The organism is Sphingomonas sp., assembly GCF_036402235.1.
GTDB lineage: Bacteria > Pseudomonadota > Alphaproteobacteria > Sphingomonadales > Sphingomonadaceae > Sphingomonas.
On sequence record NZ_DASWTG010000046.1, the window covers coordinates 1 to 16,741 of the forward strand.

The following is a 16,741-nucleotide window of genomic DNA, read 5'->3' on the forward strand; positions in this document are numbered from 1 at the left end:
GATCAGCGCGCCCGTGCCGTCGCTCACCGCGACGATGCTCCCGCGCTCGTCGGCATGCAGCCAGCGCCGGCCGCTGGTGCCGCTGCCCTCGTACCACACCAGCGGCTCGTCCATGCCCGGGCCATGGACATAGCGCCGCAGCACATTGCCGCCCGCATCGGTCTCGAATGCCAGGTCGAGCCCGTCCCACGCATAGCGCGTATCGGCGGCGCCGAGGGTGCGGATCAGCCGCCCGGCCGGATCGGGATAGAGCTGGCTCAACCCTCCGCCATGGGTCATCCAGTTCTCGACATCATAGCCATAGCCGACCGATCCGATCGCCGTGACATTGCCGCGCGCATCATGGCTCACCCCGGCCGCGCCGGTCGCCGTCACCTGGTTGAGGCCGTTGACCGTGTCGGTCCGGTTGACGTTGGCGAAACCCGGAAAGGCATAGCCGTCATTGCTGCGCGTCCGGCTCGCGATCTGGCCTGCGGGGTTGTGGTTGAACTGCAGGCTCATGTCGGCCACCGTCCCCGCATAGTCATGCGTCAGGGTCGCCAGCCGCGACACCGCGTCATAGCCGTAACTCGTCACCGCGCCATTGCCCCGCGTCAGGCTGGTCCGCCGGCCCAGATCGTCATAGCCGAACGACGCCAGCACGCCCGCCCCCGACGTCGCGCCATTCTCGCGGATCGCCGACACCTCCCCCGTCACCAGATAATCGTACTGGGCATAGAAGGCCCCGCCCGGATGCGTCACCCGCGTCCGCCGCCCCGCCAGGTCATAGTCATAGGTGAAGGTGCCCGAATTGGCCGCCGCGCTGATGTTGCGGCTCAGCGCGTCGAACCCGAAGGACAGCGCATGCCCATCGGTCCTCGACATGCCGGTCAACCGCCCGAGCAGGTCATAGCTGTAGCTGCTATCGGGGTTGCTGCCCGGCAGGTTCTTGAGCGTCAGCCGCGACAGATTGTCGTAGCCGAAGACGATCTCCTGCGTATCGCGCAGCCGCCGCTTCTCGATGTTCGATCCGGCATCGTAGAACAGCTCCTCATAGTCGCTGGCCGAGCTCATGCCCGCGGTCGCGGGATCGGGATAGCGCGTCTTCTTGAGACGATCATGCCCGTCATACTCGTACGTGGTCTTGTTGCCGTTTCCGTCGGTGACGGTCGCGACCTGTCCATTGTCGGTATAGGTGGCGGTCACCTCATCCGCCTGGACCCCGCTCACGCCATAGCCGGTCTGCACCTTGGTCGGCCGTCCCGCCGCATCGTAGCTGTAGCGAGTGATGCGGTCCGGCCCCGCCGGTCCCGTCGTCCCCAGCGTGCATGCCGAGGAGGGCAGCGAGGCCCAGCTCGCCGGGTTCATCCGCACCGCGACGCACTCGATCCGCCCGCGCGCATCATAGCCATATTGCGTCACCGCATAGTCGGTGCCGCCCGCCGAAAGCACGTCCTTCGCCTTGCGCCCGTTGGCCCAGCTCGTGGTCACCTTCTCCGCCGGAACGAATGCCGTCCAGGCGGTGTCGTCGGTGCCGGTGACCGTGCCGCGCTCGACGGTGGTCAGCCGCCCCGCCGAGTCATAGCCGCGCCGTTCGGCCCGGCGCTTGAGCGATCCGGCGCCGTCGGGATCGGGCGAGATGATGCCGGTCAACCGCCGCGCAGCATCGTAGCGATAACGTGTCGTGTCGTCTGTGCCGGCTAGCGGCCCGTCCACCGTCGCGACATCGCCCATCGCATTGTATGTCGCGATGGTCGTCGCCGTCAGGCTGCCGTTCCCCGCGCCCTTGCTCATGCTGGTGACGTTGCCCTGATTGTCATAGGCGATCACCGTCTTCACCTCGTCCGCGCCCGCTGCGCAGCTCGCTGTCGTCTGGCAGGTCGACGTGCTGGTCAGCACATATTCGCCATTGACCAGCGAGTAGCCGCCACGGACTTCCGGTCGCGGCGCGGTGCCGTCGGGCGACGGCGCCGTTGCCGCCGTAAGGCCGCCATGCGCGGCGTCGTAGCTATAGTCGGTCGTCTTGCCACGCGCATTGGTCACGCTGTTCGGCAGGTTGCAGGTCACGTCCGAACAGGTCGCGTCATATGCCGCGCTGGTGACGATGTCCGGCAGGCTCGATCCCGGCTTGGCGACGGCCCTGGTCTGGGTCGCATTGCCGCGCCCGTCCAGCGTCACCTCGACATAATTGCCCTCGTCGCCGGTAACGCGGGTCAGGCGCCCGTTCGCGTCATAGCTATAGCCGGTCGCACTGCCGGTGCCGTCGGTGACCGAGGTTGGGCGCATCTTGGTGAGATCCGACACGACTGTGGTCGTGTTGCTCAGCGCATCGGTCACCACCATCGTCGCGGTGCTGCCGCTGACGTTGCGCGCATAGCCCGTCGTGACGCCATCGCGCGTCACGCCTGTGACGGCCCAGGTCGTCCCGGACACGGTGAAGCTCGGCGTGCTCTCGCCCGGGCGGCGGATGCTGGTCGGCGTGACCTGCCAGACACTCCCCGCCATGTCCGTGATATCGACTGCAGGATAGGTGGCGGCAGCATAGCCGACGCTGGCCTGGACGCTGCTGCTCACTGCGTCGTTGCGAAAATCCGCGCTGGTGCGATCGTACCAGTTCGACGGCGGCGGCACATTGAACGACGCCGTTCCGGCATAGTTGAACGCGACCGAATAGCCGTAACTGTTGCTGACGCGGCTGATCCGGAAATAGAGATATGCGTCCGTCGGAAAGGTGAACGGGTCGTCATAGGTCGCGTGCGTCTCCCACTGGAGATCGACGGCCGCACCGTTCGGGCTGGTGATCGACACCGGCACCAGAACACAGGAAGTCTGCGGCACCTGGTCGGTGCAGATATTGCTCTGGCCACCCGCATAATAGCCGAGCGGATCGCCGAACATCCAGACAGTGCCGTCGGCTTCCCGATAGTAATAGTTTCCGCCGCTGTACGTCAGCGAAGCGCCATTTGCCTTCTCGGGCGCCAGGCTCCCCCCGGAGAACCGATCGTAGGTGCCGTCACCACGTCCGATCGTCACGACGTCCGACCCACCGGTGGTGACCTTGGTGAAGGTCATCAGGTCCCATTGCGTATGGCCGCTCAGTGTCGCGCGGCGGCGGATCAACGCGATCTCGGCTGCGCCCGATCCGATCGACCCTTCCTTGAACGCCATCACATAGTCGCCCTTGGTCAGGTCGACGCCGTTCTGGTCGAGATTGCGGTGAGCCGCGACATCCTGTGCGTGCGCAGGCAATGCCATACCTGCCGCCAGAATGCTCGTCGCCGCCAGCCATGTCCTGGCCCGGCGATATGGGCGCACGCCGCCCTGCCGTTGAATCAGCATGTTCAGATCTCCGTCGATTTCTTGAAAAATTGCGTTCCGCCGCGCGCCCGTTACGGCGCGCCGGTCACCGTCTTGTTGGTGCGGTTGTCCGCCTTGTCGTAGCTGTAATTGGCTTGGACGTTGTTGTTCACCGTCCCGCTGTGCTTCACCGCGACCAGCCGGCCGCGTGCGTCATAGCTATAGGTGACGGTCTCGCTCGCGAGCGCCGCCGCCGCGAGCCCCGTCAGCGCGGCAAGTCCAATCACCGCGCCGGTCCTGACGTTCTTCATGTTCCCACTCCGCCATTGAGGAACATTCTAGGAACATTTCAATTCCAACATTGCAAGCGCAAATATCCGCCGGCATAATCCGCCTGACGGTTCAATAACTTGCCAGTTGAAATGTTGGATTTCGCCTGCAAGCTTGGCTGACGGGCTTCATTTGTTGGATTCGCGGTGTCTCACGCGTGTAGCAGGATGACCTTTGCGACTTTCCGGTATCTAGATACCGCTCAGGCGTCCGCCCAGCGCCTCAGCAGATTGTGGTAGACGCCGGTCAGTTCAATCACGCTGCGGTCGGTGCCGCCGAGCTGGCCGGTCAGCCGCTGCACGCTCTGGTCGAGGTCGAACAGGATGCGCCGCGCGCCGTCGTCGCGGACCATCGACTGGAGCCAGAAGAAGCTCGCCACCCGCACGCCGCGCGTCACCGGAGTCACATGATGCAGGCTTGAGGAAGGATAGACCACCGCATGCCCCGCGGGCAGCTTCACCCGCTGCACGCCATAATGGTCCTCGACCACCAGCTCGCCGCCGTCATAGGCGGCCGGATCCTCGAGGAAGACGGTGATCGACAAGTCGCTGCGGATGCGGAACTCGCTGCCGCGCTTGATCCGGATCGCATTGTCGACATGCGTGCCGAAGGCCTGCCCCTCGCCATAGCGGTTGAACAGCGGCGGGAAGACCTTGAGCGGCAGCGCCGCGGCAAAGAACAGCGGGGAACGGCCGAGGGCATCCAGGATGACACCCCCGGCCTCAAGCGCTGCCGGGCTTCCCTCCGGCAGCTGCTCGTTCTTCTTGGCCAGCGCCGACTGGTGGCCGGAGGTGACGTTGCCGTCGACCCATTCCGCCGCATCGATGATTCGCCGCACTTGCGCCACCGCTTCGGCATCCAGCAGCTCGGGGATCGCGATCATCATGGCACTTGCCTAGCCTCAAGGGGTTGGAGCGGGCAACGGTCCGGGGACAGATGAACCGCCACCCGCTCCTCCCCCTTGTCTTCAGAAGCGGTAGCCGACGGTCAGCACCGCCGCCCGCGCATCGCCCGGGGTCGCCCAGCCATTGTTGCGGATGCGGGTGAAATAGAGCTCGTCGGTGAAATTCTTGACATTCACCAGCACGCTGAAGTTCGCGTTGATGTCGTAGGAGATCGACGCGTTGTGCACCCAATAGTCGTCGGAGCGGTAGACGATCGCCGACGCCGCGGTCGGCAGGTTCAGCGCGAAGCTGCCCTGATAGGTGACGCCGTACCCCAGCTTCAGCCCGAACGGCAGCGTGTAGGTGGTGTAGAGGCTGCCCGAATGGTTGGGCACGTTCTGCAGCTCTGCGCCTGCCGCCGGGTCCGGGCTGCCCACCGCGACCGACCGGATCAGCTTGGGCTCCAGATAGGTGTAGTTGGCGGTGATCGACCAGGCCGGGGTGATGTTGCCCGTCGCGCTCACCGCGATGCCGTCGACCCGCGAGTGGCCGTCGAGCACCTGGTCGGGCTCGACCGGATCGTTGGACGGCACCTTGTACTTGTCGCGCTCGTTGCGGAACAGCGCGACGCTGAACAGTGCATGGCCGATCTCGGCCTTGGCGCCGATCTCGTAATTCTTGGCGCTTTCCGGATCGACGTTGCAGCTGGTGGCGACGCAGGCGCCGTTGACCGCGCTCTGCGACGGCGTCTGCGAATTGCCATAGGCGGCATAGAGCGTCACCGCCTCGACCGGCTTGAACACCAGGCCGACGCGATAGGTGAACAGATCCGCCGCATTGTAGAAGCGTGGCCCGGTGACGATCGGTCCCTGCGGCGTCGCGGCGGTCGCCGCGGTCGACGTGTCGGTCTGGTAATTGCCCCTGTTGTTCTCGTACCGGATGCCGCCATTGATCTCGAACTTGCCGAACTTCATCGCGTCGAACAGATAGACCGCATAGTTGGTCACCTCGCCGCGCTGGCGACCGCCTTCGACATAGTTGACCGGGCCGGTGTAGACGTTGCTGCCATCAGTGAAGCCAGCAGGCCCGGCGACGACCTCGTTCGGGTTCGACCAGTTGACCAGCGGGAAAGTCGAATAGGCCAACGTACGATTGGCGTTGCGATAGACGTTTCCAGTCGACAGGAAGAACTTCTCCCACCCCGCCGACGCGCCCAGCACCAGGCTATGCTCGACCGGGCCGGTGGCGAACTGCGCCGACAGGTCGATCTGGTTGTACATCAGCTCGCTGGTCGTATCGCGCACGTTCCCGCGCGGGCCGCCGATCAGATAATAGCCCACCGGAACCGTTGCGGGGCAAGCCGTGCCGTTCGCCTGAACGCCGCCGGGCAGGCAATAGGTGCCCTGCGGCGGGCCGACGACCGTGCGCTGCGACACGCTCTGCCAGCGGGTCAGGTTGCGGAGCGAGAGCTTGTCGCTGAACGCATGGCTTGCGGTGATCGTCGCCTGGTCGATCGTGATGTCCTGCGTATCGACGTTGCGATAGCCGAAATAGTCGCTGCGATCGATGCCCGGCAGCGCGCCGTTGAAGGTCGCGTTCTTGTAATAGGGCACGCCATATTGCGGGATGTTGGTCTCTTCCTGATGCAGATATTGCAGCGTCAGGCTGGTCGGCCCGTCGATCCCGATCGTCGCCGAGGGCGCCACGCCCCAGCGATCGTAATCCTCGACGTCGCGCCCGGGCACGTCGGCCTTGTGGACCATCGCATTGAGGCGCAGCGCGACGAGGTCGCCGGCGCGGATATTGGCATCGATCGTGCCGCGATAATAATCGTCGGTGCCGATCCCGCCCTGCACCGCGATCGCGGTTTCCTTCTGCGGCTTCTTGGTGACGATGTTGATCGATCCGCCAACCGACCCTGATCCGTTGTAAACCGAATTGGCGCCGTTGGTGATCTCGACCTGCTCCAGGTTGAACGGGTCGCTGCGCGAATAGGGCGCACTGTCGCGCACGCCGTCGGTGGTGATGTCCGATGAGGCCGAATAGCCGCGCAGCGTGATCTGGTCGCTCGGCGCGACGCCGCCTTCGGCCGCGCCAAAGGTGATGCCAGGCACCGTCGACAGCACGTCGCGCAGCGTGAGCAGATTCTGCTCCTCGATGACCTTGTTGGTCAGGATCGTCACCGTCTGCGGCGTGTCGCGCACCGGCCGGGTCGCCTTGGGGCTGGCCTGTTCCGACCGCGTTTCCTGGCCGGTCACGACGACCTCGTCACGCTCCTGCGCCGCCGGGTCCTCCTTGGCGGCCGGATCGGCGGCGTGCGCGGGTGCGGAAGCGATGAAGCCGACCGCGGCAAGCGCAAGGAAGGCGGGCGCGGCCTTGCGGCCGTCGGCAGTGGTGCGAGTCATGTTGGCCCCTTTAGCCTTGTGTATTTTGGGGCCAGCTATTGAGAGTCGTTCGCAGAGTCAACGCTCTTGCGAATCATTTTCACCTTCGTCGCAACTTTGTCGCAACGCGAACAGCCAGCTGCGGATCGCGCTGGCAAGATTGGGAGGGTCCTCAGCACCGATCCGCAGGTGATCGATCTGTGCCACCAGCGCGTTGAGCGGCAGCCCGCGGCGCAGCGCCGCCCCCTCCAGCGCCGCCCAGAAGGCGGGCTCCAGGCTGATCGATGTCGGGTGGCCGGCAATGGTGATCGACCGCTTGACCGGCCCCTGGAACCCGCCGGGCGGGGCTTCGATCATGCGTCGACGTCGAACAGCGCGGCGAGCTGCTCGATCATCGTCCCGGCGAGCTGATCGGCGTCCATGATCGTCACCGCGCGATTGTAATAGCGCGTCACGTCGTGCCCGATGCCGATCGCGACCAGCCCGACCGGCGATCGTTGCTCGATCCAGCCGATCACCTGCCGCAGATGCCGCTCCAGATACGATCCGCTGTTCACGCTCAGCGTCGAATCATCGACCGGCGCGCCGTCGCTGATCACCATCAGGATCTTGCGGTCCTCGGGCCGTGCGATCAGCCGGTGGTGGGCCCATAGCAGCGCCTCGCCGTCGATATTCTCCTTGAGCAGCCCTTCGCGCATCATCAGGCCGAGCGACTTCTTCGCCCGGCGCCACGGCTCGTCGGCCTGCTTGTAGACGATGTGGCGCACGTCATTGAGGCGCCCCGGCTGCGGGATCCGCCCCTCGGCAAGCCATTTCTCGCGGCTCTGCCCGCCCTTCCACGCCTTGGTGGTGAAGCCCAGGATCTCGGTCTTGACCCCGACCCGCTCCAGTGTGCGCGCAAGGATGTCGGCGCTGATTGCGGCAATGCTGATCGGCCGTCCGCGCATCGATCCCGAATTGTCGATCAGCAGCGTCACGACGGTATCGCGGAACTTGGCGTCCTTCTCGATCTTGTAGCTCAGCGACTGCATCGGGTTGACGATCACGCGCGCCAGCCGTGCCGCATCGAGCAGCCCCTCGTCCTGATCGAAGTCCCAGCTGCGCGATTGCTGCGCCATCAGCCGCCGCTGCAACCGGTTGGCGAGCTTCGTCACCACGCCCTGCAGATGCAGCAGCTGCTGGTCGAGATAGGCGCGCAGCCGCTCCAGCTCTTCCTCGTCGCACAGCTCGGTCGCCGCGATCACCTCGTCATATGCGCAAGTGAACGCCTTGTAGTCGAACTGCGGCGGCAGGTCGGACCAGGGGCGATTGGGGCGGACCGGCATCATGCCCTCCTCGCCCTCGTCGCCCGGCTCGCCCTCGGCGTCGTCGAACTCGCCTTCTTCCTGCTCGCTCTCCTCGCCGTCCTCGGTCTCGGCCTCGCGCTCCTCGCCGCGCGCCTCGACCTCGCCTTCGCCGGTCTCGCCGTCCTGCTCGCCCTCGTCGCCTTCGTCCTGCTCCTGCTCCTGCGTGCCCTCGTCCTCGCCGCCGCCCTCATCGGCTTCGTCGGGCACCAGTTCGCCCTCGGTCAGCTCGAGATCCTCGAGCAGGTCGCCGACCAGCTTGGCGAACGCCGCCTGGTCGTCGACCGCCAGCGCCAGCGCGTCGAGATCGGCGCCACCCTTGTCCTCGATCCAGTCGCGCACCAGCGCCAGGCCCAGCGCTGCATCCGCCGGGGCCTCGCGCCCGGTCAGCCGTTCGCGCACCATCAGCTGGATCGCGGTCGACAGCGGCACCTCGTCGCGCGTCCGCGCACGGTTGATCGGGTCGGAGCGCATCCGCATCTCGAGCGCGCGGTCCAGATTCTCCGCGATCCCCGCATAGCCGCGCGATCCCAGCGCCTCGACGCGCGCCGTCTCGACCGCGTCGAACACCGCGCGCGCCACGGCCTCCTTGGGCGCGCGCTTCTGATGCAAGGCCGCGTCGTGCAACCGCATGCGCAGCGCGAAACTGTCGGCGAATCCGCGCGCTTCGGCGACCTGCTCGGGCGGCAGATTGCGGCCCGGCATCGGCACCTTGATGTGCCGTCCCGACTGGGCGGGCGCGTCGGCAGTGAAGGCGAGTTCGATCTCCGGCTCGCGCGCCAGCGCCCGCGCCGTGCCGGTGAGCACGGACTTGAACTGGTCGAGGGGCGAGTCGGCGGCCATCCGGGTCCGGCTTACGCCTTCCCCACCACGCTTTCGGGCAGATCCTTGCCGAACACGCGCTGGTAATATTCGGCCACCAGCGCGCGCTCCGCCTCGTCGCATTTGTTGAGGAAGGAGAGGCGGAAGGCGAAGCCGACATCCTTGAAGATCTCGGTGTTCTGCGCCCAGGTGATCACGGTCCGCGGGCTCATCACGGTCGAGATGTCGCCGCTGATGAAGCCGCGGCGCGTGAGATCCGCGACGCGCACCATGTTCTCGACCAGCTCCTTGCCGCCCGGCTTGTCATACTCACCGCTCTTGGCGAGCACGATCTGCGCCTCGGTCGCGGCGGGCAGATAGTTGAGCGTGACGACGATGTTCCAGCGGTCCATCTGGCCCTGGTTGATCTGCTGCGTGCCGTGATAGAGGCCGCTCGTGTCGCCCAGGCCCACCGTGTTGGCGGTTGCGAACAGGCGGAACCAGGGGTTCGGGCGGATCACGCGGTTCTGGTCGAGCAGGGTCAGCTTGCCCTCGGTCTCCAGCACGCGCTGGATCACGAACATCACGTCCGGCCGGCCCGCATCATATTCGTCGAAGACGAGCGCGGTCGGCGTCTGCAGCGCCCAGGGCAGCAGCCCCTCGCGGAACTCGGTGACCTGCTGCCCGTCCTTGAGCACGATCGCGTCGCGGCCGATCAGGTCGATGCGGCTGATATGCGCATCGAGGTTGATGCGGATGCACGGCCAGTTGAGGCGCGCCGCCACCTGCTCGATATGCGACGACTTCCCGGTGCCGTGATAGCCCTGGATCATCACGCGGCGGTTGTGCGCGAAGCCCGCCAGGATCGCGAGCGTCGTGTCCGGATCGAACACATAGGCGGGGTCGAGATCGGGCACCCGCTCGTCCGCCTCGCTGAACGCCGGCACCTCCATGTCGATATCGATGCCGAACAGGTCGCGCACGCTGACCTGCTTGTCGGGCGCCTCGAGGATCGTGGTTTCCCGGCTGTCGGGCTGGGTGTTGGGGATATCGGTCATGGCACGGCCTTTGGAGAGTCGGGCAGTCCCTAGCCCCCTGCGCGACCCCAAGTCGAGACACTTGTGCCGCGCCGCGTCATTTCCGCGACGGCGTCAGGCGAGTTTTTCGGGCAACGCGAACAGATCGACGAATTTCTGCGCCAGCGCGCGATCACCCGTCAGCCGCAGCCTCCCTTCCGCCTCCGACTCCTCGAACGGCCATTTGCCATAGACCAGGCTCACGAACCGCGTCGGATCGGTGTCGAAAACCACGTCGGCGCCATCGGTCTCGCCGCGCTCGATCGCCAGCTCATGCCTGTCCAGCTTGCCGACGAACGATGCGCCCGGAAAGCGGAAGCCGATCGTCATCTTAAGGTTCGGCCGATCGGGCTTGATCATCGTGCGCAGCGACAGCATCGCGGACACCGGCGAAAGCGGCAGCGTCGGATCGTGCAGCGGCGATCGCGTCGCCCAGCGCCCCATCGTCTGGAAGATCGGCTCGCTTTCATAGCCCCATTGCGTCAGCTCATAGACCTGCACGTTGGCCGGGGGCGGCAGCTTGCGCCGGACAAGGATCTCCGCGCGCTCGAGGCTTTCGAGCCGCTGGGTCAGCACATTGGCGCTGATTCCCATGAGGTCCGCCTTGAGTTCGCCAAAGCGCCGCGGCCCCAGCATCAGCTCGCGCACGATCAGCATCGACCAGCGCTCGCCCAGGAATTCCAGCGCCAGCGCGGTCCCGCACGCATCCGCGTACCAGCGCTTTTCCGCCACTTTTGGCTCTTTGGTCATTTTTTCTAACTTCATAGTTGCTTTTAATAACTCAATCGCGCATCAAGATCAAGCAAGCGATTCGCGGCCCCTCCGCGGCCTCGAGATGGAGATGTCCGATGCGTAACCTGTTCCGCGCATATCTGCCCGTCGCCCAGAGCGTAGCGATCGGCCTCGCAGCCTTCTGCCTGACCGCGGCCGCGATGCTCGGCCACGGCACGCTCAACGGCACCGGCCCCTTCGCCTGACCGCAACGGCAGGTCGTTGATCGAAAACCATTGGCGGGTCCCGCCTCGCGGGTCCGACATGAATTCAAGGAGAGAAACCATGACCAACCAACTCGTTACCTGCATCTGGTACAATCACACGGCCGAGGAAGCCGCGAACTTCTACGCGTCGGTGCTGCCCGGCGCCCGCGTCCTCGCGGTCCACAGGACGCCCTCCGATACCCCCTCGCAAAAGGCGGGCGACGTGATCACCGTCGACTTCGAGGTGGCGGGACAGAAGTTCGTCGGCCTCAACGGCGGCCCGATGTTCCCCCAGAGCGAAGCGGTCAGCTTCATGCTGCTGACCGACGATCAGGCTGAGACCGATCGCCTCTGGAACGCGATCGTCGGCAATGGCGGCCAGGAAAGCGCGTGCGGCTGGTGCAAGGACAAATGGGGCGTCAACTGGCAGGTCACGCCGCGCCGCCTGATGGAGCTGATCTGGGACAATAGCGACCCCGCCGCCGCCAAGCGCGCGATGGATGCGATGATGACGATGCGCAAGATCGACATCGCCACGGTCGAGGCCGCCGCCAACGGCGTTCCGGCCTGAGGGTGCGGCGATGATCAAGCTCCACTATCACCCGTTCGCGCAATACTGCCAGAAGGTGCTGATCGCGCTCTACGAGCATGACCTGCCCTTCGAGCGGGTGGTCGTGGACCTCGGCGATCCCGCTGAGCGCGCCGCGCTCGCCCGCGTCTGGCCCTTCACCAAATTCCCGGCGCTCGAAACCGGCGACGGGACGGTGCTGGGCGAGTCCGGGGTGATCGTCGAGTATCTCGATACGCTCGTCCCGCACCGCACCCCGCTGGTGCCGGAGGACCGGCTCGCCGGGCTCGAGCCGCGCATGCTCGAGCGGGTGATCGACCATTACATTGCCGATCCGCTCACCCGCCTCGTCCTCGCCCGCCTGATGGGCAAGCCGTGCGACGAGGATGCCGAGCGCGCGCTGATCGCCACTGCCTATGACTTCCTCGAAGCGCGCCTGCCCGGCCGGGCGTGGACGGCGGGTGCGGACTTCGGCCTCGCCGACTGCACCGCGGCGCCCGCGCTCTTCTACGCCAACCTCATGGTGCCGATCGGCGAGCGCCCGCTGCTCGCGGACCTGTTCGCACGGCTGCGTGCCCGCCCCTCGATCGCCCGCGTGATCGACGAGGCCCGTCCCTACCGCCCCGGCACGCCCTTCGACTGGCCAGACGGCTACTGAGCAAGAACAGGAAGGAGAGAGAAGATGCCAGCCACCCCGCAACCCGCCCAGCTCGAGATCACCGGCTTCGACTGGGTGCCCGATTTCGCCCGCGGCTTCGTCCGCGACCTGCGCCCGCGCTGGGCGTGCGAGGAGATCGGCCTGCCCTATTCGATGCGGCTGCTCAACGCCGCCGCGCCGCGCCCCGAAGCCTATTACAAGGAACAGCCCTGGGGGCAGGTGCCGGCGATGGTCGACCAGGGCTGCGATCTCACAATCTTTGAAAGCGGCGCGATCCTGCTGCACATCGGCGAGAAGGACGAGCGGCTGCTGCCGCGCGATCCCCAGGCCCGCGCCACGGCGATCAGCTGGCTGTTCGCGGCGTACAACAGCGTCGAGCCGATGGCCTTCGAGCTCTCGAACATCGAGATTTTCGCCGCCGGCGAGCAATGGGCGGAACTTCGCCGTCCCAGCCTCATTGAATTCGCGGGCCAGCGGCTCGATCGGCTCGCCACGGCGATCGAAGGACGCGAATGGCTTGCGGGCCAGTTCAGCGTCGCCGACATCGCGATGGCGACGGTGCTGCGGGACGTCGAGGGCAGCGGCCTGATCGAGGAACGCCCGGTGCTGATGGCGTATCTGGAGCGTGCGATCGCCCGGCCGGCGTTCAAGGCCGCGCTCGCCGCCCAGCTCGCCGATTTCAAGCCCGCCCCGGCCGCCGCGGCCTGAACGCAGACCTTACATTCCCAAGGAGAGAAACGATGACCTATGTCGAAGGATTCCTCACCCCCGTCCCCACCGCCAACAAGGATGCATACAAGAAGCACGCCGAGGGCGCCGTCGAGCTGTTCCGGAATCTCGGCGCCACCCGCTTCGTCGAAGCGTGGGGCGACGACGTGCCCGACGGCAAGGTCAACGACCTCAAGAAGTCGGTCGATCTCAAGGACGACGAGACCGTGCTGTTCAGCTGGCTCGAATATCCCGACAAGGCGACGCGCGACGCCGCCAACGAGAAGATGATGAACGACCCGAATGCGGGCGAGATGATGAAGGACATGCCGTTCGACGGCAGCCGCATGATCTTCGCCGGTTTCGAGCCGATCGTCGATGAGGGCTCTTCCCAAGGCGCCACTTATCTCGACGGCTATGTGCTGCCGGTGCCCAAGGGGAACAAGGATGCCTATCGCGACCTGGCGCAACGGATGAGCGGCGTCTTCAAGGAGTTCGGCGCGCTGCGTGTGGTCGAGGCGTGGAGCGAGGATACGCCCGACGGCAGCAAGACCGACTATAACCGCGCGACGCTCAAGAAGGACGACGAGGCGGTCGTCTACAGCTGGATCGAGTGGCCTGACAAGGCGACCCGCGATTCCGGCTGGGAGAAGATGATGAAGGACGAGCGGATGCAGAAGCAGGAGCAGCCGCCGTTCGACGGCCAGCGAATGATGTGGGGCGGCTTCGCGCCGATCCTCGACACCGCCAACTGACGCCCCCGCCGCCCGCAGCGGTGGAAACAGGCGCGGGCCGCCCCCTCCCGCGCCGCCCCCCGCTGCGGGCGGCTTCTCATGTCCGCAGGAGATTTCGCATGACCAATCCGAACGGAAGCTGGATCTGGTACGAGCTGCTGACCACCGATGCAGACGCGGCGATCGATTTCTACGGCCAGATCGTCGGGTGGACGGGGAGCAAGTTCCCCGGCGCCGGGATGGACTACAACATCATGTCCGCCGGCGAGGACAATGTCGCCGGGATCATGAAGAACCCGATGCCGACCGCGTCCGCCTGGCTCGGCTATATCGGCGTCGATGATGTCGATGCGGCCGTGGCGAAGGTCCAGTCGCTCGGCGGCACGGTGCATGTGCCGCCGACCGATCTCGAGGGCGTCGGCCGCATGTCGATGGTCGAGGATCCGCAGGGCGCGCATTTCTACGTCATGCGCGGCGCCTCGCCCGAAGCGAGCAAGGCCTATGCCCGTACCGAGTTCGGCAAGACGAGCTGGAACGAGCTCCAGACCACCGACGACGAGGCGGCCTTCGGCTTCTACAGCCGGATGTTCGGCTGGCGGAAGGACGGCGCCATGCCGATGCCCTGGGGCGACTACAGCTTCCTCAAGGGCGGCGGCAGCGACGAGATGTGGGGCGCGATGATGCCGCGCGAGAAGGCGGAGCATCCGGTCGCGTGGAACTTCTATTTCCGCGTCCCCGACATTGATGCCGCCTATGCCAAGGTGAAGGAACTGGGAGGCAATCCGGTGATGGAGCCGATGGAGGTTCCAGGCGGCGAACGCGTCTTCTTCGCCACTGACCCGCAAGGCGCCGGCTTCGGCCTCGTCGCCCCGAAATAGTCGCGCGAGCAGCGGGGCGGGCGTCCGTGCCATCTTGACAAAATCTCCTATTGTGATAGTAGGAGATCAGATGCGCGAAGCGGACCCCGTCCCCGCCTCAACCGCCGGACACCCGGTCTGGCAACGGATCTCCAGTTACGAATTCGGTCCCACGCAAGCGGCGCTGCCCTTCGCCGCGCGGCTCGCGCGCGACAATGGCTGGAGCGCCGAAAAAGCCGCACGGGTCATCCGGGAGTATCGCCGCTTCGCCTTCCTCGCCGCGACCGGCGAGACGCAGGTCACGCCGTCCGACGCGGTCGATCAGGCCTGGCACCTCCACCTTACCTACACCCGCGATTATTGGGAGCGCTTCTGCCCCGATGTGTTGGGCAAGCCGCTCCATCACGGCCCCACTGCAGGCGGGCAGGGCGAGCGCGACCGCTTCTTCCGCCAATATGCCGACACGCTGGCTCGCTACGAGGCCGCGTTCGGCACGGCGCCCCCCTCCGACATCTGGCCATCGGCCGCGCAGCGGCTGCTGGACGATCCCCGTGCGCGGCGGGTGCATCCGCGCGACGCGATCCTCCTTTCGCGCCCGCAGGCCGCGCTGCTCCTGCTGGCGTTCGTCGGGCTGGTCGCGCTCGCGCTTTTTCTGGGAGTGACCCTCTATGTCTCTCGGCCCCTTTGACTGGACCGGCGGACCCTTTCTCATTCTTTATCTGGTCCTGCTGGTGATCGTGGTGATCGCCGGTGTGATGATCCCGGCCTGGCAGTTGCCCGAAGGGCGGCGTCAGAAGGTGAGCGACCCCGACCAGCTTGCCATTCTTGCCGGCGGGCGCACGCGCTTCGCCGACAGCGTGGTCGCCCGCCTGCTCGCCGGACGCGCGCTGGCGATGAACGGCAAGGACAAACTCGACGTGCTGCTGCGCAACGGTGCGAACGCCGCGGAGAACAACGTCCTCGCGCTCCCGGCTCCGCTCGACTGGGCACGCATCGAACGCACGCTGCAGCCAACTGCCGACGGCCTGCTCGAACGCCTCCAGCGCGCTGGGCTGATGCTCACGGCCGCGGAGCGGTCGAGCCTGCGCTATTGGGCGCTGCTGCCCTATCTCGCGCTGCTGATGTTCGGCGCGGCCAAATGGTTCATCGGCGAAGCGCGCGATCGCCCGATCGGCTTCCTCACCGCGCTGCTGGTCGTCACCGCGATCTTCGCGCTGATCCGCGCCCTCACCATCCCCAAGCTCACCGATGCCGGGATCGCCGCGCTGCAAGACGCGCGCGAGGAAGCGGACCGCATCCGCCGCGCGCCGCTCGCGGGTGAGATGGGACTGGCGGTGGCCTTGTTCGGCACCGGGGTGCTGGCAGGCTCGGAGTTCGGCGCCTTCCACACGATGCGCGCAGGGGGTGGCGACAGCGGCTCATCGGGCGGTGATGGCGGCGGCGACGGTGGCGGTTGCGGCGGCGGAGGGTGCGGCGGATGTGGCGGCTGCGGCGGCTAACCCGCGACTTCACGCAAAGGCCGGGGACCCTTTGAGCTGCTGATACGCCTCGATCACCCGCTGCAACATGCCCTCATGGCTGCGGTCGCCACCATTGCGGTCCGGGTGATATTTCCGCACCAGCTCCGAATAGCGCCGCCGCAGCGCCATCCTGTCGGCATCGATCTCCAATGCCAGCGTGCGCAGCGCCTCGCGGTCCTTGCCCGACAGCGGCCGTCCGTCCTTGCGCTCGGCCGGCATGGCGTTGCGCCAGCGCGCGCCGATCGCGTCCAGCGGATCGCTGAAGTCGGCCCAGCGCGGCGGACGATCGACGCCCCCGGTCGCAAAGGCGCGCGTCTCGCGCTCCCACCCGGCCAGCGGCCGCTGCGCTTCATGGATCTCGTCGGGGCTCATCCCGCTGAAGAAGTTGTAGCTCGAGTTGAACGCGCGGACATGGTCGAGGCACAGCCAGCGATATTGCGGCGGCTGATCGCTCGGCCGCCGCTCCCCCAGCAGCGGCGCGCGGAACTCGCCCGGCTCGTTGCAGCCCGGCTCGGCGCATGGCCGTCCGGGCGCCTCCACCCGGCCGTGGAAACGCGTGTTGGGACGATATTTGGGCGGCTGACGAGACACTCGAACTCCGAGGGGTAAACCGCCTATATAGGCG

General features: G+C 66.4%; 17 protein-coding genes. 8 read left to right on the forward strand and 9 right to left on the reverse strand.

All coding sequences use genetic code 11. The features are described from left to right. The 8 genes from VGD28_RS09395 to VGD28_RS09430 form a co-directional block, all read right to left on the reverse strand. On the reverse strand, window positions 1-3,318 hold a 3,318-nt coding region (locus VGD28_RS09395), incomplete at its 3' end, for a hypothetical protein (protein ID WP_331028081.1). 50 nt (window positions 3,319-3,368) lie between these two features. Then, on the reverse strand, window positions 3,369-3,587 hold the full coding sequence (locus VGD28_RS09400) for a hypothetical protein (RefSeq protein WP_331028082.1): 219 nt from the start codon (window positions 3,585-3,587) through the stop codon (window positions 3,369-3,371). Between the two features lie 221 nt (window positions 3,588-3,808). Further along, window positions 3,809-4,492, reverse strand: coding sequence for a Fe2+-dependent dioxygenase (locus VGD28_RS09405; RefSeq protein WP_331028083.1), 684 nt, complete (start codon window positions 4,490-4,492; stop codon window positions 3,809-3,811). A gap of 81 nt (window positions 4,493-4,573) precedes the next feature. Continuing rightward, window positions 4,574-6,895, reverse strand: coding sequence for a TonB-dependent siderophore receptor (locus VGD28_RS09410; RefSeq protein ID WP_331028084.1), 2,322 nt, complete (start codon window positions 6,893-6,895; stop codon window positions 4,574-4,576). Window positions 6,896-6,952: 57 nt separating this feature from the next. Beyond that, entirely contained in the window at window positions 6,953-7,231 is a 279-nt protein-coding gene (locus VGD28_RS09415) for a ribbon-helix-helix domain-containing protein (RefSeq protein WP_331028085.1), read from the reverse strand. After that, entirely contained in the window at window positions 7,228-9,060 is a 1,833-nt protein-coding gene (gene cobT, locus VGD28_RS09420) for a cobaltochelatase subunit CobT (protein WP_331028086.1), read from the reverse strand. Before cobT ends, VGD28_RS09415 begins: the two co-directional genes overlap by 4 nt. A gap of 11 nt (window positions 9,061-9,071) precedes the next feature. Beyond that, window positions 9,072-10,076, reverse strand: a complete 1,005-nt coding sequence (cobS, locus tag VGD28_RS09425; RefSeq protein WP_331028087.1) for a cobaltochelatase subunit CobS — start codon at window positions 10,074-10,076, stop codon at window positions 9,072-9,074. Between the two features lie 93 nt (window positions 10,077-10,169). Then, window positions 10,170-10,844, reverse strand: a complete 675-nt coding sequence (locus VGD28_RS09430; protein WP_331028088.1) for a helix-turn-helix domain-containing protein — start codon at window positions 10,842-10,844, stop codon at window positions 10,170-10,172. Window positions 10,845-10,942: 98 nt separating this feature from the next. Here VGD28_RS09430 and VGD28_RS09435 point away from each other — a divergent pair, with 98 nt between their 5' ends. The 8 genes from VGD28_RS09435 to VGD28_RS09475 all read left to right on the forward strand — a co-directional run bounded on the left by VGD28_RS09435 (window position 10,943) and on the right by VGD28_RS09475 (window position 16,095). Then, entirely contained in the window at window positions 10,943-11,071 is a 129-nt protein-coding gene (locus VGD28_RS09435) for a hypothetical protein (protein ID WP_331028089.1), read from the forward strand. A gap of 79 nt (window positions 11,072-11,150) precedes the next feature. Next, window positions 11,151-11,642 (forward strand): VOC family protein, encoded by a 492-nt coding sequence (locus VGD28_RS09440; RefSeq protein ID WP_331028090.1) that lies wholly within the window; start codon window positions 11,151-11,153, stop codon window positions 11,640-11,642. Window positions 11,643-11,652: 10 nt separating this feature from the next. Next, window positions 11,653-12,297, forward strand: coding sequence for a glutathione S-transferase family protein (locus VGD28_RS09445; RefSeq protein ID WP_331028091.1), 645 nt, complete (start codon window positions 11,653-11,655; stop codon window positions 12,295-12,297). A gap of 24 nt (window positions 12,298-12,321) precedes the next feature. Further along, on the forward strand, window positions 12,322-13,005 hold the full coding sequence (locus tag VGD28_RS09450) for a glutathione S-transferase family protein (RefSeq protein WP_331028092.1): 684 nt from the start codon (window positions 12,322-12,324) through the stop codon (window positions 13,003-13,005). 32 nt (window positions 13,006-13,037) lie between these two features. Further along, the gene (locus tag VGD28_RS18675) at window positions 13,038-13,760 is read left to right on the forward strand and encodes a DUF1428 domain-containing protein (RefSeq protein WP_414714485.1); all 723 of its coding nucleotides are present in this window, start codon (window positions 13,038-13,040) and stop codon (window positions 13,758-13,760) included. A 98-nt stretch (window positions 13,761-13,858) separates the two neighbouring features. Beyond that, complete coding sequence (locus VGD28_RS09465) at window positions 13,859-14,617, forward strand: VOC family protein (RefSeq protein WP_331028093.1); 759 nt, start codon at window positions 13,859-13,861, stop codon at window positions 14,615-14,617. A 70-nt stretch (window positions 14,618-14,687) separates the two neighbouring features. Further along, window positions 14,688-15,284 carry a hypothetical protein gene (locus VGD28_RS09470; protein WP_331028094.1) on the forward strand — a complete coding sequence of 199 codons (597 nt, stop codon included), beginning with the start codon at window positions 14,688-14,690 and terminating at the stop codon, window positions 15,282-15,284. Continuing rightward, a complete protein-coding gene (locus VGD28_RS09475; RefSeq protein WP_331028095.1) occupies window positions 15,265-16,095 on the forward strand; it encodes a TIGR04222 domain-containing membrane protein in 831 nt (276 codons plus the stop codon). The genes VGD28_RS09470 and VGD28_RS09475 overlap by 20 nt, the downstream gene beginning before the upstream one ends. Before the next feature lie 9 nt (window positions 16,096-16,104). On the opposite strand, the gene VGD28_RS09480 is transcribed toward VGD28_RS09475, so the two are convergent. Further along, entirely contained in the window at window positions 16,105-16,707 is a 603-nt protein-coding gene (locus VGD28_RS09480) for a J domain-containing protein (RefSeq protein WP_331028096.1), read from the reverse strand. Between the last annotated feature and the right edge of the window lie 34 nt (window positions 16,708-16,741).